The sequence below is a fragment of the Streptomyces arenae genome, from assembly GCF_022343545.1.
Lineage (GTDB): Bacteria > Actinomycetota > Actinomycetes > Streptomycetales > Streptomycetaceae > Streptomyces > Streptomyces humi.
In genome coordinates this window covers 142406-165000 of sequence record NZ_JAKQYH010000073.1, presented here as the reverse complement: position 1 = coordinate 165000, position 22595 = coordinate 142406, and the positions used below count along the sequence as shown (strand labels likewise).

The following is a 22595-nucleotide window of genomic DNA, read 5'->3' as shown; positions in this document are numbered from 1 at the left end:
CGCTCCCCCTGCGCCAGGCCCCGGAGTACCTGCTCAGCGCACTCGGCCTCGCGGTTTCAGCGGCACCGGCGGCAGTTCCGGCGCCGCGAGAGGCGCCCGGTCGTAACCCTTCACTTCCCCGAACCTCGTCCCGTTCATCCAGTCCGCACGGGCCTGTTCGATGTCGTCCTGGGTGCGCCCGACGAAGTTCCACCACATCACGAGCTCCTCCTCGAACGGCTCGCCGCCGAGGAGCATGATCGCCGCGTCCGACTCGGCGCGCAGCGGGAGTTGGGTGCGGCCGCAGCCCAGGTAGAGCATGGAGCCCGGGAGCACCGGCACACCGTCGACGTGCACCTCGCCGGACATCGCCAGGACGCCGTACTCGAAGTCGGGTTCGAGGGGCAGCCGCAGGTCGGCGCCGTGGGCGAGGGCCAGGTCCGCGCCGACGATCGGGGTGAACGTCGTACCCGGGGAGGCCGCGCCGTCGACGGAGCCGAGGACGACCGTGGCGGTGAGGCCGGGCGCGGTGACCTTCGGCAGGTCGGCGTGGTGCTCGAACATCGGGTCCGTGTGGCGGTGCGCGTCCGGAAGGGCCACCCACAGCTGGGCGCCGTGCAGGTACCGGGCGTGCGACCGGGGGCTCTCCTCGGAGTGGCTGATCGCCCGGCCCGACGTCATCAGTCCCAGCTCGCGCGGGCGGATCGTCTGCAGGCTGCCCGTGGAGTCACGGTGCAGCACCTCGCCCTCGTGCAGCCAGCTGACCGTCTGCAACCCGATGTGCGGGTGCGGCGGTACCTGCATCCCGGGCTCGTCGGCGATGTCGTCGGGGCCGTAGTGGTCGACGAACGCCCAGGCGCCGATCATGCGGCGGCCGAGGTTCGGCAGCAGCCGGCGCACCTCGGTCGACTCGCCGAGTCTCACCTGGCGGGGGCTCAACAGCTCGCGGACGGGTTCGGCGACGACGAATCCGCGGCCGCCGCACACGCTCGGCACGGGAGCGCGGTCAAGGTTGCTCATGCCGCCAAACTTAGCGGGCGCCGGTCCGTGTTGCCGAGCGGTCAGCGGGGCGAACGGAACCCGTCCCTCACCTTGTCGAAGACCGGACGGTAGGTGTCCCGCTTCGCGGCCGGATCAGGGCGAACCGCGATGCGACGACGACCGGCTCCGTCCTCCTGTGAAGGTGGGGCCGGTCGTCTCTTTTCGGCTGCGAATCACCAGGGAGAGCCTTCGTGGGGCCGTGAACGCAGGACGTGGCCCCACGCGGGTGTGCTCGGTTTCACTGCGGTGTACGTCAGCGGGGAGTGAGCTTCCACAGGTGGTCGGCGGTGCCGTTGTCGTCCCACTGGAGGACCTGGGCGCCGGACGAGGTGCTCATGCCGTTCACGCCGAGCAGCAGGCCGCTGTTGTAGTTGGCGATCTTGTAGTAGCCGTCGCCCGACGGGATCAGCTGCCAGAGGTGGTCGGCGGTGCCGTTGTCGCCCCAGATCAGGGCGGTGCCGCCGGCGGAGGTACCCGCGTCGGTGATGCCGAGGAGCAGGCCGCTCGCCTGCTGCTGGATCTTGTAGAGGCCGTTGCCCGCGGCCACCAGGGTCCAGTTCTGGTCGGTGCCCGTGGTGGGGGTGGCCTGGACGGCGGCGGTGCCCTGGGCGGTGCCCGCGCCGCTGGTGTCCAGGGCGAGGCCGCTGTTCCTGTTGGTGATCTGGTACCGCCCGGCCAGCGAGGTGGCGGTGCCGCTCGGGGTGACGGTCAGGTGGTAGCCGTCGGAGGCGTTCATGGTCACCGGGACGGTGATCGAGCCGCCGCTGACCGGGTAGTCCGTGTCCGAGACCGTGATCGGCCCGGAGACCGCGGTGGTACGGCCCTTGGACGGCGTGTACTCCAGTTTGACGTGCACCGTGCCGCCGAAGGCCGACAGGGACGACAGCCCGTTGACGGTCACGGCGCACGAACCGGTGCAGCCGCCGGTGACGACGCTGATCTGGTTGCCCGCGCCGTTGAGGGACGCGAAGCCGTCGATGCCCGTCTGCGCCGGCGGTGTGGTGACCAGCATGTTCCCGGACATGGCGCCGTACCACTTGTAGAGCCAGTACGAGCCGTTGGGGGAGCCGCCGGTGTCGGTGAGGGTGTCGCCGAGGGTGCCGTAGTGGTTCCAGAAGGCCAGTTCGGCGTCGTGGACGCCGGCCCGCTCGAACTTGGCGACGTAACTCGCGAGCGGCCCGGGGACCCCGACCTCGCTCGTGGTGCCGTACTCCTCGATGGCGATCGGGCGCGGGCTGATGCCCAGGCCGGTCTCCAGGGCGCGGTACGCGGCGACATGGGCGGCGATGTTCTGCGAGCCCTGCAACTCGTGCCAGGAGACGATGTCCGGGACCGTGCCACTGGCCTTCGCGTCGGTGAGGAACGTGCTCATCCAGCTCCGGTTCCACGCCGAGTGACTCGGGCCCTGGACCGGGGTCGTGGCGTCCTTGGCGCGGACCTCCTTGTACGTCGTCGCCCACCCGGAGTCGAAGCTGCCGGCCGCCGAGGTGTTCCAGGTCCAGTCCGGCTCGTTCCACAGCTCATAGGCGGCGATGTTGGTCGCGCCCGAGGACTTCACCGACGCCACCTGCTTGTCCACGGCGGACAGCCAGTCGCTCCAACTCACCCACTTGTAGGGGAAGTCCGGATACCAGTCCGGCATGCGTACGACGACCTTCGCACCGGCTCCGGCCGCCTCGGGAGCGACGGCCAGGGCGTCACCGCCGGGGCTGGGCTCACCGTTGGGCAGTTGGCTGCCGCCGGGCGCCATCTGCACGAAGGTGTTGGGTTTGAGCGGCTTGACCAGGCTGTCCGCCGGGACGCTCGCGGTGTCCAGGCCGTACAGGCTGCCGGTCGCCACGTGCGTGACGGAGCGCAGGGTCTGGTTCGCGCTCACCACCAGGGTGGTCGCGGACGTCGGCGCGGCCTGGGCGGGTGCCGTGGTGCCGAGGGCGGCCACGGTGAGGGCCACGGCGCCCACCGCGGCTCTGCGGGAGGTGCGGCTCATGACATGGGTCTCCCTTGCGGAATCGGGGGAATCGGGAGTCGGTCGGGGGTCAGTCCTTCACCGCGCCCGCGGTGACGCCCGCCGCCACATAGCGCTGGGCGAGGACCAGGAGGACGGCCGCCGGGACGGACGCGACGACGGCGGTGGCCATGATCGCGTTCCACTCCTGGTTGTTGTTGCCGATGTACTTGTAGATGCCGAGTGTGATCGGCTTCCAACTGCCGCCGCCGTCAAGGGTGTTGGCGAAGACGAAGTCGGACCAGGCCCACAGGAAGCCGAACAGCGAGACGGTGACGAGCGCGTTGCGGCTCAGTGGGAGGACGACCGAGCGGAAGGTGCGCCAGGTGCCGGCGCCGTCGATCCGGGCGGCCGCGATCAGTTCGCCGGGGATGCCCGACATGAACGCGGTGAAGATCATGACGCCGAAGGGCACGGCGATGGTGGAGTCCGCGACGATCAGTCCCCACCAGGAGTTGAGCAGACCGAGGTCCAGGAAGACGCCGTAGAAGCCCATCGCCATCACGATTCCGGGGATCATCTGCGCGATGAGCAGGGCCAGTCCGAGCGCGCCGCCGCCGCGTGGGCGCAGCTTCGCCAGCGCGTAGCCTGCCGGGGCCGCGATGACCAGGGTGACGGCGACCGTACCGAGGCCGATCAGCAGACTGGTGCCCAGGTAGGGGAGTTGGTCGTCGAGGACCGCCCGGTAGCCCTCGAAGGTGGGGTGCAGCGGAAACAGGTCCGGCGGGTCCTTGCGCATGTCCTGCTGCGGGGTGAGGGAGACGTTGACCATCCAGTACACCGGGAACAGCATCAGCGCGGTGAGCAGGATGCCGATCAGGGTGTAGCCGCGCGACCTCACGCTTCCTGCCTCCTCTGGACGCGGACGTACAGGAGACCGAAGACCAGCGCGATGAGGATCAGGATGTCGCCGACCGCCGCACCGGGCCCGAATCTCGGCAGCAGCGTGCCGAAGCCCAGCTGGTACGACCAGGTGGCCAGGGTCGAGGAGGCGTCACCGGGACCGCCCTTGGTCATGATCCAGATCAGGTCGAACACCTTGAGCGTGTAGACCAGCCCCAGCAGCAGGGTGATCGCCGACACCGGGCGCAGCAGCGGGAAGGTGATCCGCCGGAACTGCTGCCAGGCGCCCGCCCCGTCCAGGGCCGCCGCCTCGTACAGCTCGCCGGGGACGTTCTGCAGCCCGCTGTACAGGATGACCAGGTTGAAGGGGATGCCGATCCAGATATTCGCGACGATCACCGCGGTCAGCGCCCAGTCCGGTGAGGTGAGCCAGCCGACCGGAGCGAGGCCGACGGTGTGGAGGAGGTGATTGACCACTCCCGACTCGCTGTTGAACATCCACGACCAGGTCGACGCCGACACGATCAGCGGCAGCAGCCACGGGATCAGGAACAGCGCCCGCAGCACGGTGGACAGCCTGAAGTGCCGGTTGAAGAAGACCGCGAGGGCGAGTCCGATGACGTACTGGAAGGCGATCGACACGAAGGTGAAGACCATCGTGTGCCGCATCGCCGGTCCGAACGTCGGATCGTCCAGCACCGTACGGAAGTTGTCCCAGCCGGAGAACGGGGCGTCGCCGGCCACGAAGGACCGGACCGTGTAGTCGCGCAGGCTCAGGTCGAGGTTGCGGTACAGCGGGTAGACGTAGAAGGCGGCGAGGTACACGAGCAGGGGGAGGACGAAGGCGAGCGCGGTCAGCCGGCGCCGAAAGGCGGGGGACATGCGGACTCCCAGGTGTGAACCGCCCCGACAGAGGTGCGGGGCCGCGTCGACACGCGGATTGGCGGCCACCGGTCAGCCCTTGCGTGCCGCGGCCTGCGCGGTGTCCAGCGCGTCCTGCGGGCTCCTGCCGCCGGACAGGGCCGACTGCACGGCCGTCCACATCGGCTGCGAGATCGTCGGGTACTTGGTGCCGAGACCACCGCTGGTGCGCCCGCGGGCCGCCGCGACCGCCGCCACCCACGGCTTCAACTCAGCGTTCTTCTTGACCTGTTCGGCCTGTACCGCCGCGGTGGGCGCCACGTACATCAGCGTGGTGTCGGTGGCCAGCAGGTTCGTCGCGCTGGTCAGACAGGTGACGATCTTCTTGCTGACGTCGTAGCGCGAGGAGTCCTTCTGCACGGGTACGGTGACGAACTCGCCGCCCGTCGGCACCGGCGCCGAACCGCCTGTCCGCCCAGGGATGTTGACGACCCCGTACGGGAAGCCGGCCTTGTCGGCGTTGCCGAGCTGCCAGGTGCCGTTCTCGCTGAACGCGTAGTCCCCGGTGGCGAACTCCTGCCAGCTGGTGGTCTGGGTGTTCTGGAGCACGTCCTTGGGCGCGTACCCCGCGTCCACCCACTGCTTCCACAGCGTCAGCGCCGCGACTCCGCCGGCGGAGTCCAGCTTCGTCAGGTCGCCGCCCGCGCCCCAGAACCAGGGCAGGAACTGGAAGCTGCCCTCCTCGGTGTTGATCGCCGAGAAGGTGATCCCCTTCTTCCCGGCCGCCTTGACCTTCTTCAGCGCGGCCGTGAGCGACGCCCAGTCCTTGATCGAGGCCGGGTCGACGCCGGCGGCGGAGAGGACCTTCTTGTTGTAGTAGAGCGCGAGGGTGTTGGCGCCGATCGGGACGCCGTAGGAGGCGCCGTCGATGGTGCCGGCGCCGATGACGTTCTTCTGGATCGACGCGGTGTCGAGCCCGAGGTCGGCGGTCTTGTTGAGGATCCCGGCCTCCACCAGCGTGGAGACGACCGGGTTGTCGACCAGCATCACGTCCGGTGCGTCACCCTGCTGGGCGGCCAGCAGCGCCTTGTTGCCGAGGTCGGTGGTGTCGTACGCGGTCCGCTTGAGCTTCACCCCGGCCGCGGTGCCGCACGCGGTGACCCGCTTGCCCCAGTCCGAGGAGGCGTCGAACTGAGGGTACGGGTCCCAGAAGGTGTACGTGCCGCCGGCCGAGGACGACGATCCCGAGGAGCCGGAACCGCCACCGCAGGCGGTGAGGGGGAGCAGGGCCGCCACGGCGACGGCCAGGAGGGTACGGCGGGTGGGTATCACGGGGTGACCTCGTTGTCGTAGAGCGGGGTGTTTCAGGAGGTGGGGAGCCAGACGCGCATGCTGCCGTCCTCGCGGTTGGCCCAGACGTGGTACGGGATCGCGGTCAACTCGACAGGTTCGCCGTCCGGTTCACGGTCCGATCCGCCGTCCGTGCCGGACGCCGAGGTGTACGGCCACCAGCCGCGGTCCGGGAGGCGGCGCCGGCGGCCCGCCGCCACCACGGTGGTGACGCCGCCGAGCAGGTCCGGGCGGTGCTTCACGGCGAGCGGCCGGGACGGGTCGAGGACGATGTCGTCCAGCCCGCCGCCGGGGTGGTCCACCTGCTCCAGGCAGTGCACGAGCGGCCCGCGCTCGATCGCCACACAGCCGCGTACGGCGTCCACGCGGGGGTCGGCGGCGGTGAGCCGGGGTTCCAGACCGAGTTCGAGGACGACCCGGTCGCCCGGCTCCCAGGCGCGGGTGAGCCGCAGCCACCCGTGGTCGACGGGGGCGTCGGACTGGTCGTACGCGTCGGCACCGGACCGCACCCGGAACTCGCGGCACCACTGCGGGATGCGCAGGGACAGCGTCCAGGGGCCGTCGGCGGAGGTCTCCTCGACGGTGAACGCGACCGTGCCGTGCCAGGGGTAGTCGGTCTCGGCGCGCACCCGCACCCGGTCGGTCGCGTACGTCCCGGTGACGAACTGGTGGATCTGCAGGCCCTGTTCGTCACCCGACGCCAGGTAGTGCGGCAGGCTCGCCAGCAGCCGCATCACGTTCGGCGGGCAGCAGGCGCAACGGAACCAGCGGGTGCGGCGGGCCGACTGGTCACCCCCGGAGTCGGTATGGCCGTCGCGGACCTGGAGCGGGTTGACGTACAGCCAGCGCTCGCCGTCCAGCGAGACCCCGGCGAGGAAGCCGTTGAACAGGGTGCGCTCGATCAGGTCGGAGTAGCGGGCCTCGCCGGTGAGCAGGGCCAGCCGCCAGCTCCACTGCACCGAGGCGATCGCCGCACAGGTCTCGCAGTAGGCACGCTCGTTGGGGAGTTCGTACGGGTCGCCGAAGTCCTCCCGGTCGTGATGGGCGCCAAGACCGCCGGTGAGGTGGGTCTTGGTGGCCGTCATGGCTCGCCACAACCGCTCGCCCGCGGAGCGGAGTTCGTCGTCGCCGGTCTCCGTCGCCAGGTCCGCGGCGGCCGCCAGCAGGTACAACTGCCGTACCGCGTGGCCCTCGACGTTCGTCGCCGCACGCAGCGGGACGCGGTCCTGGCAGTACGCCTCGCCGCCGAGCAGGCCGTGGCCGTGCCGGTCCACGAAGTAGCCGGCCAGGTCCAGGTAGCGGCGCTCGCCGGTCTCCCGGTACAGCTCCACCAGGGCGGTCTCCACCTCGGGGTGGCCGTCGATGCCGTCGATGGGCTTCCCACTGCCGGGGAGGCCGAAGACCGAGTCGATGTGGTCGGCGAACCGCCGGGCCACGTCGAGGAGTTCGGGACGCCCGGTGGCCCGGTGGTGGGCCACGGCGGCCTGGATCAGGTGGCCCGCGCAGTACAGCTCGTGGCCCCAGCGCAGGTCCTGGTAGCGCACCCCGCCCTTGACCAGCTGGAACCAGGTGTTGAGATACCCGTCGGGCTGCTGGGCGGCGGCCACCAGGGCCACGATCCGTTCGACCTCGGCGGCCAGTGGTTCGCCGGAGTCCTCGGCGAGCTGCCAGGCGGCCGCCTCCAGCCACTTGTAGACGTCCGTGTCGACGAACGGGTACGCGCCCTGGAACTCGCCCTCGGCCCGGCCCGCCGCCAGCCGCAGGTTGTGCAGGTTCCCGGCGGACTCCAGCAGGTCCGGACCCTGCGGGAGGGAGACCCGGGCGTTGGTCGCGCGCCGGTCGTGCCAGAAGCCGCCGTCGATGGTGACGGCCGCCGGGCGCAGCGCGGTGCGGGCGCCGGGGGTGGGGCGGATGGGGCCGATGGGGAAGGGCAGGGCGGAAGGCGTGCGGGGCATGGCTCTCCGAGGTGGGGAGGGACTGGGTGCCTGGGCGTTGATGCGTGATTCGAAATACCGAACGCTGTCTGGAGCTGCGGCCACGAAGCGGTGCGGGACCGCGCCGCGATGCCGTACGGGACCGCGCCGCTATGCGGTACGGGACCGTGTTGCGACGGGATACGGGACGGTGTTGCGCAACCGTTTTCTCGCCGAGAAGTACAGGGCAGTCGAGGGAGGGGGTCAAGGCGCCCGGCGCACTTTTTTCAAGTTGTCTGCGGCGGCTGGCGCTTGGCGCGAGCGCCTGCGACCATGTGGGGCGGCTCTGCCGTCGCAAGGCCGACGGTGCGAGCGAGAGTCCGTCTAGGAAAAGGTTTGCTCGTGACCTCTGCTCCCGACTCCCCGCCCGTCGGCCGGGCCAGGCTCGCCGATGTCGCCGCCCTCGCCGGTGTCAGTGTGGGCACCGCGTCCAAGGCGCTGAACGGCGCGGGCCGGATGCGCCCGGAGACCCGGCAGCGGGTGCTGGACGCGGTGGAGGCGCTCGGGTTCCGGCCCAACCAGCACGCGCAGAGCCTGCACAGCGGCCGCAGCTGGACCGTCGGCCTGATGACGACGGACGGCATCGGCCGCTTCAGCACCCCGGTGCTGCTCGGCGCCGAGGACGCGCTCGGCGCCGGGAAGATCTCCGTCCTGCTCTGCGACACCCGTGGCGACGCCATCCGAGAGCAGCACCACCTGCGCAACCTCACCGACCGGCGGGTGGACGGGGTCATCGTCGCCGGCCGCCGTACCGACCCCCGCCCGCCGCTGACCGGCATCGACCCGGCCATCCCCGTCGTCTACGCCCTCTCCCCGTCGGCCGACCCCGCCGACACCTCCGTCGTCACCGACGACCGCGGCGGCGCCCGGCTCGCCGTGGAGCACCTGCTCGCCACCGGCCGCACCCGGATCGCCCACGTCACCGGGCCCGAGCACCACCAGGCGGCCCGCGACCGGGCCCGGCACGCCGTCGAGCACCTGGCCGCGGCCGGACTCGAACCCGCGGCCGGGCGCGTGCACTTCGGGGAGTGGAGCGAGGCCTGGGGGCGGCGGGCCGCCGACGCCGTGCTGCGCACGGCCCCCGGCACGGACGCCGTCTTCTGCGGCAACGACCAGATCGCCCGGGGGGTGGCCGACGCGCTGCGCGAGCGCGGCAAGGACGTGCCGGGGGACATCGCCGTCGTCGGGTACGACAACTGGGACACCATGGCGCTCGCCTGCCGCCCGCCGCTCACCACCGTCGACATGAACCTGGCCGAGATCGGCCGGATCGCCGCACTGCGACTGCTCCAGGCCATCGACGCCGCACCGGAACCGGGTGTGCACACGGTGCCGTGCCGGCTGGTGGTGCGCGAGTCCAGCTGAGGACAGGGGCTGTCGCCGTGGCCCGGACAGGGGCTGCCGCCGTGGCGCGGGGCAAGGACCGCCGGTGTGGTCCGGGACAGGGGCTGCCGTCATGGTCGGGGCGGGGCGGCCGTCGGGCCGCACGGAACCTTGCACCGGCCGCTCGCGCTCCCCGTTGAGCTGTCCGGGACCGGACTCACCCGTGTCGAGGCCGAGTTGCGGCCCGGCGTCCAGGTACGCGGCACGGTGCGCGCGGCGGCCGGCCCGCTGGGCGACGCCCGGGTCACCCTGGTGGACGCCGTCGGCAACGTCGTCGCCACGACCACCACCGGGGACGACGGCACGTACGTCTTCCCGGATCTGGACACCGGCCAGTACACGGTGATCGCCACCGGCTACCCGCCGCAGGCCACCGCCGTGGGCGTCGGCGGCACCGACGTTCACGGTCACGACATCGAACTCGCCCATCCCGGCGGGCAGTCGCCCGGGCGAGGTCAGTCGTCCGTGGGCGGTCCGGCCGCCCACAGCCCGCGGACGTGACCGAGGTGACGGGTCATCACCTCGCGTACGGCCTGCTCGTCGCGGGCCAGCAGGGCGTCCAGGAGTTCCAGGTGCTCCTCGGCGGAGGCGGTCAGCCGGCCGGCCCGCGCCAGCGCCGTCAGACCGAAGAGCCGTGAGCGGCGCCGCAGGTCCCGCACCACGTCCACCAGATGGTCGTTGCCCGCCAGGGCCAGCAGCCCCAGGTGGAAGGCCAGGTCGGCCTCGACGTAGGCGATCAGGTCGCCCTTCAGGGCCGAGGCGACGATCTCCTGGGCCACCGGCCGCAGCGCCTCCAGGTCCTCGGGGCGGGCGGTGGCCGCGAGGCCCACGGTGGTCGGTATCTCGATCAGGGACCGGACGTGGGTGTACTCGTCCAGCTGCTTCTCGGATACGGCGGTGACCCGGAACCCCTTGTTTGGGACGATCTCGACCATCCCCTCCTTCGCGAGCTCCAGCATGGCCTCGCGCACCGGGGTCGCGGAGACGCCCAGCCGGGGGGCGAGGCCGGGCGCCGAGTACACCTCGCCGGGCCGCAGTTCACCCGCGATCAGCGCGGCGCGCAGGACGTCCACGACCCGTTCCCGGTAGTTGGGCCGACGGCCGCCCAGCGAGGGGATGGCGGGGACGGAAGAGCTGCTGGGCCGGTCGGCCATGGTGGAACTCCTGGTGGCGGTACGGGGGACATCAGAGTACGAAGCCGGCCGGGAACGGGTCGGTGGGATCCAGCAGGTACTGCGCGGTGCCGGTGATCCAGGCGCGGCCGGTGAAGCTGGGCAGGACGGCGGGGCGGCCGGCGACCTCGGTGGCGCCGAGGAGCCGGCCGGTGAACCGGGTGCCGATGAAGGACTCGTTCACGAACTCGGTGTGCAGGGGCAGTTCGCCGCGGGCGTGCAGCTGGGCCATGCGCGCGCTGGTGCCGGTGCCGCACGGGGAGCGGTCGAACCAGCCCGGGTGGATGGCCATCGCGTGCCGGGAGCGGCGGGCCGTCGCGCCGGGGGCGAGCAGGTGGACGTGGTGACAGCCGTGGATCGACGGGTCCTCGGGGTGCACCGGCTCCGCCTCGGCGTTGATCGCCGCCATCAGCGACAGCCCGGCGGCCAGGATGTCGTCCTTGCGGGCCCGGTCGAAGGGCAGGCCGAACTCGTCCAGCGGCAGGATGGCGTAGAAGTTGCCGCCGTAGGCGAGGTCGTAGGTCACCGTACGCCCGTCCGCGAGGGCGATCTTGCGGTCGAGGCCGACGGCGAAGGACGGCACGTTGCGGAGGGTGACGTTCGTCGCGGCGCCGTCCTCCACCGCCACCTCCGCGACGACGAGACCGGCCGGGGTGTCGAGCCGGATGGTGGTCACCGGCTCGACCACCTCCACCATGCCGGTCTCCACGAGCACGGTCGCCACCCCGATCGTGCCGTGCCCGCACATCGGCAGGTAGCCGGAGACCTCGATGTAGACCACGCCCCAGTCGCAGTCCGGCCGGGTCGGCGGCTGCAGGACGGCTCCGCTCATCGCCGAGTGTCCGCGCGGCTCGTTCATCAGCAACTGCTTGATGTCGTCGCGGTGTTCACGGAAGTACAGCCGCCGCTCGTTCATGGTCGCGCCGGGGATGGTCCCGATCCCGCCGGTGATCACGCGGGTGGGCATGCCCTCGGTGTGCGAGTCGACGGCGTGCAGGACGAGTTTGCTGCGCATGACACTCCTGGTGGTCGCTCGGCGTGGTCTTTCGGCATGGGTCCCTCGGCGCGGGTCCCTCGCGCGGGGGCTCATGCCAGTCCGGCCGCCAGGGCCTTCTCGGTGGCCGCGCGGACGACGGCTTCCTGCTCGGGCAGCAGCGGCACCCGCGGCGGACGGCAGGCGCCCCCGTGACGGCCGGCGATGTCCATGGACAACTTGATGGCCTGCACGAACTCGACCCGCGAGTCCCAGCGCAGCAGCGGATGCAACTGCTCGTACAGCCGCTTGGCCGTGTCCAGGTCCCCGCGCACCGCCGCGCGGTACAGCTCGACGGTCGACGCGGGCAGCGCGTTGGGGTAGCCCGCCACCCAGCCCTTGGCACCGGCGACCGCCAGCTCCAGCAGGACGTCGTCGGCGCCGATCAACAGGTCCAGTTCCGGAGCGAGTTCGGCCAGCCGCCAGGCACGCCGGACATCGCCGGAGAACTCCTTGACGGCGTGGACGTACCCCTCGCCGTGCAGCCTGGCGAGCAGTTCCGGGACGAGGTCGACCTTGGTGTCGACGGGGTTGTTGTACGCCACCACCGGCACGCCCGCCTTGGCGACCTCCGCGTAGTGCGCCAGGACCGAACGCTCGTCGGCCCGGTAGGCGTTGGGCGGCAGCAGCATCACGGCCTGGCAGCCGGCGTCGCGGGCCTGTTCCGCCCAGCGCCGGGCCTCGGCCGAGCCGTACGCGGCGACGCCGGGCATGACCCGGGCCCCGCCGACCGCGGCCACGGCGGTCGCCACCACCTCGGCGCGCTCCTCGGGGGTGAGCACCTGGTACTCGCCGAGCGAGCCGTTCGGTACGACACCGTCACAGCCGTTCTCGACCAGCCAGGCGCAGTGCTCGGCGTACCGGTCGTGGTCGACGGAGAGATCGTCGCGCAGCGGCAGGGCGGTGGCGACGAGGACACCGCGCCAGGGGCGGGACTGGGGGTCGGTGGTCATGGGGCTCCTCGGGCTCTTCGGAGGGGATGTGTCATGTCACCGTGCGTCGTGCTGTTCGTTCAGGTCGTCCTGGTGTGCGTCGGGGTCGTCGTGACCGTCGTCCTGCCGTTCCTCGTCCCGGCCGGCGCGGGCGAGCACCCCGAGCGGCACCGGCCGCGCGAACGGCCTGCGGGCCGCCGTCTCCGGGCAGCCGGCGAGCCCGGCGACCGCCGTCCCGCACATGCGGCCCTGGCACCAGCCCATCCCGGCCCGGGTCAGCAGCTTGACGGTCCGTACGTCTCCCGCGCCCAGCTCGGTCACGGCCTGCCGGACCGCTCCGCCGGTGACCTCCTCGCAACGGCACACGACCGTGCCGTCCGTGACCAGGTCGGCCCAGTGCGCGGGCGGTGCGTAGACCCCGTCCAGCGCCGCCGTGAACCTCCGCAGCCCCGCCCGGCTGCCCGCGGCCGCCGCCCAGCCGTGCGGCTCGGGCACCGCACCCGACAGCCGCGCGGCGGCCGAGCGTCCCGCGATGTGGCCCTCCGCCAGGGCGAGGGCCGCGCCGCCGATCCCGGTCGCCTCGCCCGCCGCCCACACCTCCGGTACGTCGGTGCGCTGCTCGTCGTCCACGTGCACGGCGACACCGTCGATGCGGCAGCCGAGGCCCAGGGCGAGATCGGTGTGCGGCAGCATGCCGTGCCCGACGGCCAGCGTGTCGCAGTCGACGCGCCGCCGGGTGCCCGGCCGTACCCGGCCCTCCGTGTCGAGCGCGGCGACGGTCACGGCCGTCAGCCGCCCGTCGCCGTGGGCCTCGACGACGGTGTGGCGGACCAGGGGACGCACCCGGTGCCGTAGCAGCCCGGCCGCGTACCGGGCGGCTTCGGCGAGTTTCGCGGGCTGGGCGGCCAGCGGCGCGGGCCGTCGTACGAGGGCCCGCGGGTCGGCGGACTCCACCAGCGCCGCCACCCGCGCGCCCGCCGCCGCCAGCCCGGTCGCGACGGGCAGCAGCAGTGGCCCGGTCCCGGCGACGACGACGGTACGGCCGGGCAGCACCAGGCCGCCCTTGAGCATGGCCTGCGCACCGCCCGCGGTGACGACCCCGGGGAGCGTCCAGCCGGGGAACGGCAGCACCTTCTCGTAGCCGCCGGTCGCGAGCAGCAGCCCGTCGGCACGGACCTCGACGGGCCGCTCCTGCTCCGGTCCCAGCAGCGCGTGCACGGTGAAGCCCGCCGGCCGCCGCTGCGCGAACCACACGTGATGGTCGCGGAGATGGGTCACGTGCCCGGCCGAGACGTACCGGTCGAGTCCCGCGCGCAGCCGCTCCCAGCCGCGTCGGCTGTGGTGCGGTGTCCGCGGGCGGCGGGCCCCGAGTCCGGCGGCCGGCTGCCGGTAGAACTGGCCGCCCGCCTCGGCTGCCGCGTCGATCAGGGTGACGCGCAGTCCGTGCCGGGCGGCGGCCAGGGTGGCGGCGAGTCCCGCCGGACCCGCGCCGATCACGGCGAGGTGGGGACGCTCAGTCATGATGGCCTGTGCCCTCCTGGGTCCGCTCAGTCATGGCGGCCCCTGCCCTCCTGGGTCCGCTCAGTCATGGTGGCCCGTGCCCTCCTGGGTACGGATGGCGTCACCCGGGCGCAGGGGCACCAGACAGGCCCGTTGGTTGGGGCGGTCGTTGACGGTGACCAGGCAGTCGAAGCAGACGCCGATCCCGCAGAGGACACCTCGGGGGCGGCCCTCGCCGCGGGTGGTCCGCCAGGACCTGACACCGGACGCCCAGAGCGCGGCCGCGACCGTCTGGCCGGGCAGCGCCTCGATCTCGCGGCCGTCGAAGGTGACGGCGAAGGCGGGACCCGGCCGGGCCCCGGCCCACTCCAGCGGGTTCACGCGGCCTCCTCGGTGAAACGCTCGGGAGCGAACGGGGCCAGGTCCAGTTCCGGGGCCTTGCCGCTGAGCACCCGGGCGATCAACAGCCCCGTACCGGTGGCGAGTCCGATGCCCGCGCCCTCGTGTCCGCAGGCGTGGAAGAGCCCGGGGACGCGGGGGTCGGGGCCGATGGCGGGGAGGTGGTCCGGCAGGTACGGGCGGAAGCCCAGATAGGCGCGTACGGCCCGGACGTCGGACAGGAAGGGGAACAGCCGGGTGGCGCCCGCCGCCAGCGCCCGCACCACCGGCAGTGCGAACGACCGGTCGAAACCGACGCGTTCCCGGCTCGCCCCGATCAGGACCGGCCCGGCCGCGGTGCCCTCGACGACCGGCGAGGTCCCCAGGGCGGCCGAGTCGCTGGCCACGTCGGCCACATAGTCGGCGGCGTACACCTTGTGCCGTACCCGGCGTGGCAGCGGCTCGGTGACCAGCACGAAACCGCGCCGGGGAAGCACGGGCAGGCGCACTCCGGCGAGCGCGGCCAGTTCGCCGCCCCAGGTCCCGGCCGCGTTCACCACGGCCGGGGCGTGCAGGTCGCCGCGGTCGGTGCGGACCCCGCGCACGGCACCGTCGGCACCGCGCAGTACCCCCGTCACCGTCCGGCCGGTCGACAGCCGGGCGCCCGAGACCCGCAGCAGATGCGCGGCGGCCAGCGTCGGCATCACCTGAGCGTCCTGCGGATAGTGCACCCCGCCCGCCAGGCCGGGTGCCAGGTACGGCTCCAGGTCCCGGAGCCGGTCCGCGTCGACCGCCTCGGCCCGTACCCCGGCTCCCCGTTGACCGGCCGCGAAGCGATCGAGGGCGGCCAGCTCCGCGGGCGCGGCGGCGACCACCACCCCGCCCTTGGCCTCGTACTCGATCAGGTCGCCCAGGTCATCGGCCAGCTCCGTCCACAACCTGGCGGACAGCAGGGCGAGTTCGAGTTCGGGTCCCGGCTCCTTGTCGGAGACGAGCAGGTTGCCCTCGCCGGCGCCGGTGGTGCCGCCGGCCACCGGACCGCGGTCCACCACGATCACGTCGAGCCCCGCCCGGGACGCGTACAGGGCGCACGCCGCGCCCACCATGCCCGCCCCGACGATCACGACATCGCAGGTCAGTCGCATGCTCACGACAGTAATATGTCACATGGCACCGGCCGGGGGAACACCTCGGACACCTCCGCCGGCGGGGGGTGCCGGCCTGATCAAGGAGGCAGAACCGGCCGGAAGGCCGAGGACCTGGTCCGGTTCGGCTTCGGTCCCGTCATCGGCGACTCCGTCGTCCGCTACGGCCCGACGAATTCCCGCGCCCGTCAGGGAAGTTGTTTCTGCCCGCGCCGGCCGCCCTGCTCGTCCTGGCCTTCTTCGGCGTGAACTGGGTGTCCCTCCGGTTCGACGAAGGCGAGGGCGTCTGCACGTCGTTCGGCGGCGACCTGGTGATGTCCGCACTCTTCCTGCTGCTGCCGGCCGCCCGCCGCGGCACCCCGGGCCAGTCCCCAGGCATCGCCCTCGACAAGATGGCCGGCACCGTTGTACGGCCTGTACCTCGCCTGCTCCCTGCTCGACCTCGCCTGCGTGTACGTGGTGTTCACCGTGCGCCGCGCCGAACGGAGGGCGGCCGGCACCGGCGGACACCCCCGAATGGCGCTCCCGGCTTGACAGGAAGACGATGGAGTGGTGGGGCGCGGTCACCGGGCGGCGGGGGCCGGCCCCGGCCGTGGTGAGCGGCCGGAAGGGAGGACACCGTCATGCTGGAGATCAAGACGGTCGACAAGCCGGACGAGCGGCGTGACTTCCCCCGCGGCCACCTCGAAGCCGTGCACATGACCGGCCTGGACTTCGCCGTCGCCACCTTCGAGCCGGGCTGGCGCTGGACGGAGTCGGTGGGACCGATCGCGGGCACCGGGACCTGCATGGTCCACCACAACGGATTCGTGGTGCAGGGCCGGATGCACCTGGTCATGGACGACGGCGGCGAGGGCGAGGTCGGCCCCGGAGACGTCTTCGTCTGCCCGCCGGGACACGACGCCTGGGTGGTGGGCGACGAACAGGTGATCGTGTACGACTTCGCCGGCGGCATGGCGACGGACTACGCGAAGGCCAAGGAGGGCTGAGGGCCGGCCCTGGGGTGCCGTCACCGCGCGCGGTGACGGCACCTTCTCTCGTGCCTACACCGGCAGCAGCCGTGCGATGAGCCCGCTCAACTGCCGGGCCGTCCGGCACTCGTGCATCTCCACCAGCTCCGCGTACTCGGGCGCCGCCGAGTCGCCGGTGCCCCACAGCGAGCGCTGCTCGGGGTTCAGCCAGTAGACGCGGCGCGCCTGCCGGGCGACCCGGCGGACGGCCGCGAGGTTCGGGTCGAGGTTGTTGGTGCGGGCGTCACCGAGCACGAACACGGTGGTGCGCGGGCCCACCGCGGCGCCGTACCGCTCGGCGAACTCGCCCAGGGCCATGCCGTAGTCGCTGCTGCCGTGCCAGCCGGTGAGCGTCGCCTCGGCGCGGATCCGGGCGCCGAGCCCCTCGGGGTCGGCCCGGCCGTGCTCCAGCAGGCCGGTCACCTCGTCGATCCGGTTGACAAAGGCGAACACCCGGACCTTGCTGAACTGGTCGTGCAGCGCCTGCACCAGCAGCATCGTGAAGTCCGAGAACCCCGACACCGAGCCGGAGACGTCACACAGCAGCACCAGCTCGGGGCGGACCGGCCGGCGGCGGCGCAGCACCGGCCGCATCGGCACCCCGCCGGTGGACAGCGAGCCGCGCAGGGTGCGCCGCAGGTCGATCGTGCCCCGCGCGGCCCGGCGGCGGCGCGCGGCCAGCCGGGTCGCCAGCTTGCGCGCCAGCGGCTGCACGGCCCGGCGCAGTTCGGTGAGCTGGTCCCGCCCGGCGAACAGGAAGTCCACCCGGTCGGCGCTCGGCGCCACCGCCCGCCGGGCGATCTCGTCCCGCCCGCGCCGCTCCGCGACCCGCCGCCTGGCCTCCGCCGCGACCATGCCCCGGAACGCCTCGATGCGCCGCCTGATCTCGTCGTCCAGCAGCCGGTCCGCGAACCCCGAGCCGTTCCCGCCCCGTGCCCGGATGTCCGTCCGCACCCGGGCCAGCAGCGTCTGCGGCCGCAGCCGGTCCAGCGTCTGGTACGACGACCAGCCGTCGGAGCCCGGTGAACTCCCGTATCCGCCGAAGCCGTCCACGGCCTGCGCCGCCAACCGCCGCAGCAGCGCGGTGTCGTCGTCGGCGAGCGCGTCCGCGAGCCGTTCCCGCAGCTCGTCCCGGTCGCCGGACCCGTCGCCGGGGCCGCCGACCCCGCGCGGGAAGTAGAGGTCGAAGACCTGGTCGAACACGGCCCGTTGACCGGTGCCGTGCAGCAGGGTCGCGGCCAGCCCCTCGCGCAGCGGCTCCCGTTCGGCCAGGCCCAGCGCCTCGATCGCGCGGGCCGCGTCCACCGTCTCGCCGGTCCCGACCCGTACCCCGTGCGCCCGCAGCGCCCCGACCAGCCCCGTGAGCCGGTCCGCCAGGTCGGCGCGGGGACCGGCCGGCGTGCTCACAGCGCGTCCAGGTCCAGCTTGGCGGCCGCCTTCTGGATGTCGTCCTGGTGCTTGAGGATCACGCCGAGGGAGTCCCGTACCACCTGTTCGTCCAGCGTGTCGGCGCCCAGCGCGAGCAGGGTGCGCGCCCAGTCGATGGTCTCCGCGACCGACGGCACCTTGCGCAGGTCCATCGCGCGCAGTGCCCCGACCACCCGGACGACGGACTCGGCCAGCGTCTCGGTCAGGGCGGGCACCTTCAGGCGCACGATCCGCCGCTCCAGCTCCTCGTCCGGGAACCCGATGTGCAGGAACAGGCAGCGGCGGCGCAGCGCCTCGGACAGCTCACGGCTGGCGTTGGAGGTGAGGACCACGAAGGGGCGGCGGGTCGCGGTGACCGTGCCCAGCTCCGGGACCGTCACCTGGAAGTCGCTGAGCACCTCCAGGAGCAGGCCCTCCACCTCGACGTCGGCCTTGTCGGTCTCGTCGATCAGCAGCACCTTGGGGTCGTCGCCCCGGATCGCGGTGAGCAGCGGGCGGGGGAGCAGGAACTCCTCGCTGAAGATGTCAGTGCGGGTGTCGTCCCAGCTCTCGTCCCGGCCCGCGCTGATGCGCAGCAGCTGCTTGGCGTGGTTCCACTCGTACAGCGCGCGGGACTCGTCCACGCCCTCGTAGCACTGCAACCGGACCAGCCGCGCCCCGGCGACCTCGGCCACGGCCTTGGCCAGCTCGGTCTTGCCGACCCCGGCCGGGCCCTCGACGAGCAGCGGTTTGCCCAGCCGGTCGGCCAGGAAGACGGTGGTGGCGACCGCGGGGGAGGCGAGGTAGCCCGTCTCCGCGAGGCGCGTGGAGACGTCGTCGACGGAAGTGAACAACGGGGCCTCCGGCTGAGGGGCTATCACTGACCTCACTATCTAAGCGCTTGTTCACCTGACTCGCCACCCTGTATACCGATCGGTTTCCCAACGTGCCCGCGCGCGGTACCCTCGGCCCCATGGCCACCACCGACAAGGCGTCCCCCCGCGACCGGCTGCTCGACGCCGCCGCCCAGCTCTTCTACCGCGACGGCGTCTCCATCGGCGTCGAGGCGCTGTGCAGGTCGGCCGGGGTCTCCAAGCGCTCGATGTACCAGCTCTTCGAGAGCAAGGACGAGATGCTGGCCGCCAGCCTGGAGCGCCGCAGGGCCTGGTACGAGGCCCAGCTCACGCCGCCGGACACCGGGTCGGCCACGCCCCGCGAGCGGATCCTGTACGTCTTCCGGCGGCTGGAGCAGGCCTCCGCCGCCCCCGACTACCGCGGCTGCCCGTACCTCGCCGTCCTCGTCGAGCTGAAGGACACCGAGCACCCGGCGAGCGCGGTGGCCCGGGAGGTCAAGGACCACCTGGAGAGCGACTTCCGCACCCAGGCCGAGCGGGGCGGCGCCCGGGACCCGCGGCTGCTCGCCCGGCAGCTGATGCTGGTCTTCGACGGGGCCAGCGCCCGCGCCGGCGCCCGCATCGAGAGCCTGGCCGACGGACTGGCCGCCGGCACGGTGACCGCCCTGATGGACGCGGCCGGCATGAAGTAGCGCCGGGGCCGGCCCCGGACGGATCACCACAACGCGCCGAGCCGGTCGCCCGTCCGGTGCAATGGACGCGTGACCGCGCCCCCGAACGACTGCCTCGCGCGCAACGACTGGATCTGCGGTGCCTACCTCTCCAGCCGCCGGCAGATCCTGCTCGACGCCGTCGGCCAGCATCTCAGGCTCACCGTGGTCTCGGTGGTCATCGCGCTGCTCGTGGCGGTGCCGCTGGCCGTACTGGCCCGCCGCCGGCGCTGGGCGGCCGGACCCGTCCTCGGGGTCACCACGGTCCTGTACACCATCCCGTCCCTGGCGATGTTCTCCCTGCTGCTGCCCCTGTACGGCCTCTCGGCCACCCTCGTCGTCGCCGGCCTGGTGCTCTACTCGCTCACCCTGCTGGTCCGCAACCTCCTCGCGGGCCTGCGCGCCGTCCCCGAGGAGATCCGGCAGGCCGCCCGAGGTCTCGGCTACGGCCCGGTCCGGCTGCTGCTCACCGTCGAGTTCCCGCTCGCCCTGCCCGCCGCGATGGCCGGGCTGCGCATCGCCACCGTCTCCGCGGTCTCCCTGGTCACCGTCGGGGCGATCGTCGGCTTCGGCGGGCTCGGCAACCTGATCTACGCCGGTATGAACACCTACTTCAAGGCCCAGGTGCTGACCGCGTCCGTGCTGTGCGTGGTCATCGCCGTCCTGGCCGACCTGCTGCTGCTCGGCGTGCAGTGGCTGCTCACCCCGTGGACCCGGGCGGCCCGCCGATGACGACGCTCGCCGACGCCTGGTCCTGGCTCACCGACGCCGCGCACTGGGCGGGCGAGGACGGCATCGGGAACCGGCTGCTCCAGCACCTCGTCCTGACCGTCGTCTGTCTGCTCGTCAGCTGCCTGATCGCCCTCCCGGTCGCCCTGGTCCTCGGCCACCTCGGCAGGGGCGGCGCGCTCGCCGTGAACATCTCCAACGTCGGCCGCGCCGTCCCCACCTTCGCCGTCCTGGTCCTGCTCCTGCTCACCCCGGTCGGACGCTGGGGCGAGGGCCCCACGGTGGTGGCCCTGGTGCTGTTCGCCGTACCGCCCCTGCTCACCAACGCCTACGTCGGGATGCGCGAGGTCGACCGGAGCGTCGTACAGGCCGCCCGGGGCATGGGGATGACCGGCCGGCAGCTGCTGCTGCGCGTGGAACTGCCCCTCGCCCTGCCCTTGATCCTCACCGGGGTACGGCTCGCCGCCGTCCAGCTCGTCGCCACCGCCACCATCGCCGCGCTCGCGGGCGGCGGCGGACTCGGCCGGATCATCACGGCCGGCTTCAACCTGGCCAGCACCCCCATGGTGGTCGCCGGAGCGATCCTGGTCGCCGCGTTCGCCCTGGTCGTGGAGGGCGTCTTCGAGATCGCCGAACGGCTCGCCCCGGTGTGGGCACGGGGCTCGCGGTGAGGTGCCGCACGGCGGCGCCGGCCGCGCTGCTGCTCGTCCTGACCGCCTGCGCCACCGGCCCTTCCCTGGAGAACCGCGGCGAGGTCACCGCACCCCCCGGCGACAGCCGGCACCTGATGGTGGGCTCCGCGGGATTCACCGAGAGCGACCTGCTCGCCCAGATGTACGCACAGCTGCTGAACCAGGCGGGCTACCGGACCTCCCTGCTCACCGTCGCCAACCGCGAACTCTACGAACCCGCCCTGGAATCCGGCCAGATCGACGTCGTCCCGGAGTACGCGGCCACCTTCGCCGACTGGCTCAACGCCAGGACCAACGGCCCCGACGCACCGCCCGCCGGCTCACCGGACCTCGCCACCACCATGAAGGCGCTGCGCCGCCTCGCCACCCCGCGAGGCCTCACTGTCCTGGACCCGGGCAGGGCCGTCGACCAGAACGCCTTCGCGGTGACCGCCGCCTACGCCCGCCGGTACCACCTGAGGACCCTGAGCGACCTCGGCGCCTCGGGACTGAGGGTGCGGCTCGCGGCGGGCGACGAGTGCGTGCAACGGCCGTACTGCGAGCCGGGGCTGAAGAAGGTGTACGGCATCGACATCACCGGCGTCGACCCCAAGGGCGTCGGGACCACGCAGGCCAAGCGGGCCGTGCAGAACGGACAGGACCAGATGGTGCTGACCACGACCACGGACGCCACCCTCGACCAGTTCGGCCTGGTCCTCCTCGCCGACGACCGGCACCTGCAGAACGCCGACTACGTCGTCCCGGTCGTCAACCGGTCACGGGCCGGCGCCGAGCGGGTGACCAAGGCGCTCGGCAGGCTCAACGACGTTCTCACGACCGCCGATCTGGCCGCCATGAACCAGCAGGTCGACAGCTGGCGGCGGCTCGCCTCGGACGTCGCGCGGACCTATCTGAAGGACAAGGGCCTGGTGAAGTGAGGTCCGGAGACCGGTGCGGGGGCCGTTGTCAGTGGCGGCCGCTACGTTGCGGGGCATGGGGATCTATCTGGTGAGTGTCAGCGCGGGGGACTGGTTCGGCACGGCCGAGACCGAGATGGAGGACGACGGCGAGGGCGGCCAGGGCCCCCTCGCCGCGGCGCTCGACGCGGAGTTGGCACGCCGTGGTCTCGCGCCGTACACGTCGGTGCCCGAGCGGACCGCCCTGGTACGCGGCTCCGGGCAGTCGTTCGAGGAGAAGCTGGCGGCGCCCATGGACGGGTTCGGCGGGCTGTGCCGGGAGCACCTGTCGGAGCACGAGTCGGGGCTGCTGCTGACCTGGTCGGTGCTGGTGCCGCTGTCGCTCGACGAGTCACTGCGGCTGCCCGTCCGGTCCCCCTACGCCGACGAGACGACGGTCGCCGGCGCACCCCAGGTGCTGGCGCTCGCCGAGCGGATGGCCGAGGCGATCCGGCTGCCCCTGGACGTGATACCGGAGGCCTGCGACAACCTGGATCTGACCATGTGGTTCCTGGAGGGCGAGGCCGAGGAGGCGGCCACCACCCGCCCCGGGCCCTGGGCCGAGGACCTGGACGCCGCCTTCTACGTCGCGCTGTACCTGCGGGCCGCCCAGCACTCACTGCGCCGCGGCTGCCCGATGACGTACTCCTGACGCCACCCCGG

22 protein-coding genes and 1 pseudogene are annotated in these 22595 nt (G+C 72.6%); 9 read left to right on the top strand and 14 right to left on the bottom strand.

Annotated elements, in window-relative coordinates; genetic code table 11:
• Positions 1-33: 33 nt before the first annotated feature.
• The 6 genes from MB828_RS36340 to MB828_RS36315 form a co-directional block, all read right to left on the bottom strand.
• Positions 34-999 carry a pirin family protein gene (locus MB828_RS36340; protein WP_301651891.1) on the bottom strand — a complete coding sequence of 322 codons (966 nt, stop codon included), beginning with the start codon at positions 997-999 and terminating at the stop codon, positions 34-36.
• 274 nt (positions 1000-1273) lie between these two features.
• Positions 1274-3007: an RICIN domain-containing protein gene (locus MB828_RS36335; protein WP_301651890.1), complete on the bottom strand. Its 1734-nt coding sequence runs from the start codon at positions 3005-3007 to the stop codon at positions 1274-1276.
• Between the two features lie 49 nt (positions 3008-3056).
• Positions 3057-3818 carry a carbohydrate ABC transporter permease gene (locus MB828_RS36330; RefSeq protein ID WP_133023179.1) on the bottom strand — a complete coding sequence of 254 codons (762 nt, stop codon included), beginning with the start codon at positions 3816-3818 and terminating at the stop codon, positions 3057-3059.
• Between the two features lie 44 nt (positions 3819-3862).
• Positions 3863-4750 (bottom strand): carbohydrate ABC transporter permease, encoded by an 888-nt coding sequence (locus tag MB828_RS36325; protein ID WP_301651889.1) that lies wholly within the window; start codon positions 4748-4750, stop codon positions 3863-3865.
• A 72-nt stretch (positions 4751-4822) separates the two neighbouring features.
• Positions 4823-6061, bottom strand: coding sequence for a sugar ABC transporter substrate-binding protein (locus MB828_RS36320; protein ID WP_301651888.1), 1239 nt, complete (start codon positions 6059-6061; stop codon positions 4823-4825).
• A 32-nt stretch (positions 6062-6093) separates the two neighbouring features.
• Positions 6094-8034: a glycoside hydrolase family 127 protein gene (locus MB828_RS36315; protein ID WP_301651887.1), complete on the bottom strand. Its 1941-nt coding sequence runs from the start codon at positions 8032-8034 to the stop codon at positions 6094-6096.
• Between the two features lie 360 nt (positions 8035-8394).
• On the opposite strand from MB828_RS36315, the gene MB828_RS36310 reads away from it, so the two are divergent.
• Entirely contained in the window at positions 8395-9417 is a 1023-nt protein-coding gene (locus MB828_RS36310) for a LacI family DNA-binding transcriptional regulator (protein ID WP_133022686.1), read from the top strand.
• Positions 9418-9546: 129 nt separating this feature from the next.
• A pseudogene (locus MB828_RS36305) lies at positions 9547-9936 on the top strand (carboxypeptidase-like regulatory domain-containing protein); the annotation flags it as partial.
• On the opposite strand, the gene MB828_RS36300 reads toward MB828_RS36305, so the two are convergent.
• From MB828_RS36300 to MB828_RS36275, 6 genes are all read right to left on the bottom strand, one after another.
• The gene (locus MB828_RS36300; RefSeq protein ID WP_301651886.1) at positions 9891-10589 is read right to left on the bottom strand and encodes a GntR family transcriptional regulator; all 699 of its coding nucleotides are present in this window, start codon (positions 10587-10589) and stop codon (positions 9891-9893) included. The pseudogene MB828_RS36305 and the gene MB828_RS36300 sit on opposite strands and share 46 nt — an antisense overlap.
• A gap of 31 nt (positions 10590-10620) precedes the next feature.
• The gene (locus MB828_RS36295) at positions 10621-11622 is read right to left on the bottom strand and encodes a proline racemase family protein (RefSeq protein WP_301651885.1); all 1002 of its coding nucleotides are present in this window, start codon (positions 11620-11622) and stop codon (positions 10621-10623) included.
• 71 nt (positions 11623-11693) lie between these two features.
• On the bottom strand, positions 11694-12593 hold the full coding sequence (locus tag MB828_RS36290) for a dihydrodipicolinate synthase family protein (protein WP_301651884.1): 900 nt from the start codon (positions 12591-12593) through the stop codon (positions 11694-11696).
• 36 nt (positions 12594-12629) lie between these two features.
• Entirely contained in the window at positions 12630-14093 is a 1464-nt protein-coding gene (locus MB828_RS36285; RefSeq protein ID WP_301651883.1) for an NAD(P)/FAD-dependent oxidoreductase, read from the bottom strand.
• 60 nt (positions 14094-14153) lie between these two features.
• Positions 14154-14453 carry a (2Fe-2S)-binding protein gene (locus MB828_RS36280; RefSeq protein WP_301651882.1) on the bottom strand — a complete coding sequence of 100 codons (300 nt, stop codon included), beginning with the start codon at positions 14451-14453 and terminating at the stop codon, positions 14154-14156.
• Positions 14450-15601: an NAD(P)/FAD-dependent oxidoreductase gene (locus tag MB828_RS36275; RefSeq protein WP_301651881.1), complete on the bottom strand. Its 1152-nt coding sequence runs from the start codon at positions 15599-15601 to the stop codon at positions 14450-14452. Before MB828_RS36275 ends, MB828_RS36280 begins: the two co-directional genes overlap by 4 nt.
• Before the next feature lie 399 nt (positions 15602-16000).
• Between MB828_RS36275 and MB828_RS36270 the strand changes: the two genes are divergently transcribed.
• Together MB828_RS36270 and MB828_RS36265 are read left to right on the top strand one after the other, a co-directional pair.
• Positions 16001-16129 carry a hypothetical protein gene (locus MB828_RS36270; protein WP_301651880.1) on the top strand — a complete coding sequence of 43 codons (129 nt, stop codon included), beginning with the start codon at positions 16001-16003 and terminating at the stop codon, positions 16127-16129.
• A gap of 89 nt (positions 16130-16218) precedes the next feature.
• The gene (locus MB828_RS36265; RefSeq protein ID WP_133022695.1) at positions 16219-16584 is read left to right on the top strand and encodes a cupin domain-containing protein; all 366 of its coding nucleotides are present in this window, start codon (positions 16219-16221) and stop codon (positions 16582-16584) included.
• Between the two features lie 54 nt (positions 16585-16638).
• On the opposite strand, the gene MB828_RS36260 is transcribed toward MB828_RS36265, so the two are convergent.
• Positions 16639-18012 carry a VWA domain-containing protein gene (locus tag MB828_RS36260; protein ID WP_301651879.1) on the bottom strand — a complete coding sequence of 458 codons (1374 nt, stop codon included), beginning with the start codon at positions 18010-18012 and terminating at the stop codon, positions 16639-16641.
• A complete protein-coding gene (locus tag MB828_RS36255; RefSeq protein WP_133022697.1) occupies positions 18009-18866 on the bottom strand; it encodes an AAA family ATPase in 858 nt (285 codons plus the stop codon). The genes MB828_RS36260 and MB828_RS36255 overlap by 4 nt, the downstream gene beginning before the upstream one ends.
• 119 nt (positions 18867-18985) lie before the next feature.
• On the opposite strand from MB828_RS36255, the gene MB828_RS36250 reads away from it, so the two are divergent.
• The 5 genes from MB828_RS36250 (at position 18986) to MB828_RS36230 (ending at position 22584) form a co-directional block, all read left to right on the top strand.
• Positions 18986-19558 carry a TetR/AcrR family transcriptional regulator gene (locus MB828_RS36250; RefSeq protein WP_301651878.1) on the top strand — a complete coding sequence of 191 codons (573 nt, stop codon included), beginning with the start codon at positions 18986-18988 and terminating at the stop codon, positions 19556-19558.
• Between the two features lie 69 nt (positions 19559-19627).
• Positions 19628-20308, top strand: a complete 681-nt coding sequence (locus MB828_RS36245; RefSeq protein WP_133022699.1) for an ABC transporter permease — start codon at positions 19628-19630, stop codon at positions 20306-20308.
• On the top strand, positions 20305-20976 hold the full coding sequence (locus MB828_RS36240; protein WP_133022700.1) for an ABC transporter permease: 672 nt from the start codon (positions 20305-20307) through the stop codon (positions 20974-20976). Before MB828_RS36245 ends, MB828_RS36240 begins: the two co-directional genes overlap by 4 nt.
• A complete protein-coding gene (locus tag MB828_RS36235) occupies positions 20973-21914 on the top strand; it encodes an ABC transporter substrate-binding protein (protein ID WP_301651877.1) in 942 nt (313 codons plus the stop codon). The genes MB828_RS36240 and MB828_RS36235 overlap by 4 nt, the downstream gene beginning before the upstream one ends.
• 55 nt (positions 21915-21969) lie before the next feature.
• Entirely contained in the window at positions 21970-22584 is a 615-nt protein-coding gene (locus MB828_RS36230; protein ID WP_301651876.1) for a hypothetical protein, read from the top strand.
• The last annotated feature ends 11 nt before the right edge of the window (positions 22585-22595 follow it).

What these genes read in the sequence shown, in the direction of transcription:
- MB828_RS36290 (WP_301651884.1), bottom strand. Translation starts at nt 12,593, where the DNA reads ATGACCACCGACCCCCAGTCCCGCCCCTGGCGCGGTGTCCTCGTCGCC.
- MB828_RS36240 (WP_133022700.1), top strand. Translation starts at nt 20,305, where the DNA reads ATGACGACGCTCGCCGACGCCTGGTCCTGGCTCACCGACGCCGCGCAC.
- MB828_RS36330 (WP_133023179.1), bottom strand. Translation starts at nt 3,818, where the DNA reads ATGCTGTTCCCGGTGTACTGGATGGTCAACGTCTCCCTCACCCCGCAG.
- MB828_RS36315 (WP_301651887.1), bottom strand. Translation starts at nt 8,034, where the DNA reads ATGCCCCGCACGCCTTCCGCCCTGCCCTTCCCCATCGGCCCCATCCGC.
- MB828_RS36265 (WP_133022695.1), top strand. Translation starts at nt 16,219, where the DNA reads ATGCTGGAGATCAAGACGGTCGACAAGCCGGACGAGCGGCGTGACTTC.
- MB828_RS36335 (WP_301651890.1), bottom strand. Translation starts at nt 3,007, where the DNA reads ATGAGCCGCACCTCCCGCAGAGCCGCGGTGGGCGCCGTGGCCCTCACC.
- MB828_RS36285 (WP_301651883.1), bottom strand. Translation starts at nt 14,093, where the DNA reads ATGACTGAGCGTCCCCACCTCGCCGTGATCGGCGCGGGTCCGGCGGGA.
- MB828_RS36250 (WP_301651878.1), top strand. Translation starts at nt 18,986, where the DNA reads ATGGCCACCACCGACAAGGCGTCCCCCCGCGACCGGCTGCTCGACGCC.
- MB828_RS36340 (WP_301651891.1), bottom strand. Translation starts at nt 999, where the DNA reads ATGAGCAACCTTGACCGCGCTCCCGTGCCGAGCGTGTGCGGCGGCCGC.
- MB828_RS36325 (WP_301651889.1), bottom strand. Translation starts at nt 4,750, where the DNA reads ATGTCCCCCGCCTTTCGGCGCCGGCTGACCGCGCTCGCCTTCGTCCTC.
- MB828_RS36300 (WP_301651886.1), bottom strand. Translation starts at nt 10,589, where the DNA reads ATGGCCGACCGGCCCAGCAGCTCTTCCGTCCCCGCCATCCCCTCGCTG.
- MB828_RS36295 (WP_301651885.1), bottom strand. Translation starts at nt 11,622, where the DNA reads ATGCGCAGCAAACTCGTCCTGCACGCCGTCGACTCGCACACCGAGGGC.
- MB828_RS36230 (WP_301651876.1), top strand. Translation starts at nt 21,970, where the DNA reads ATGGGGATCTATCTGGTGAGTGTCAGCGCGGGGGACTGGTTCGGCACG.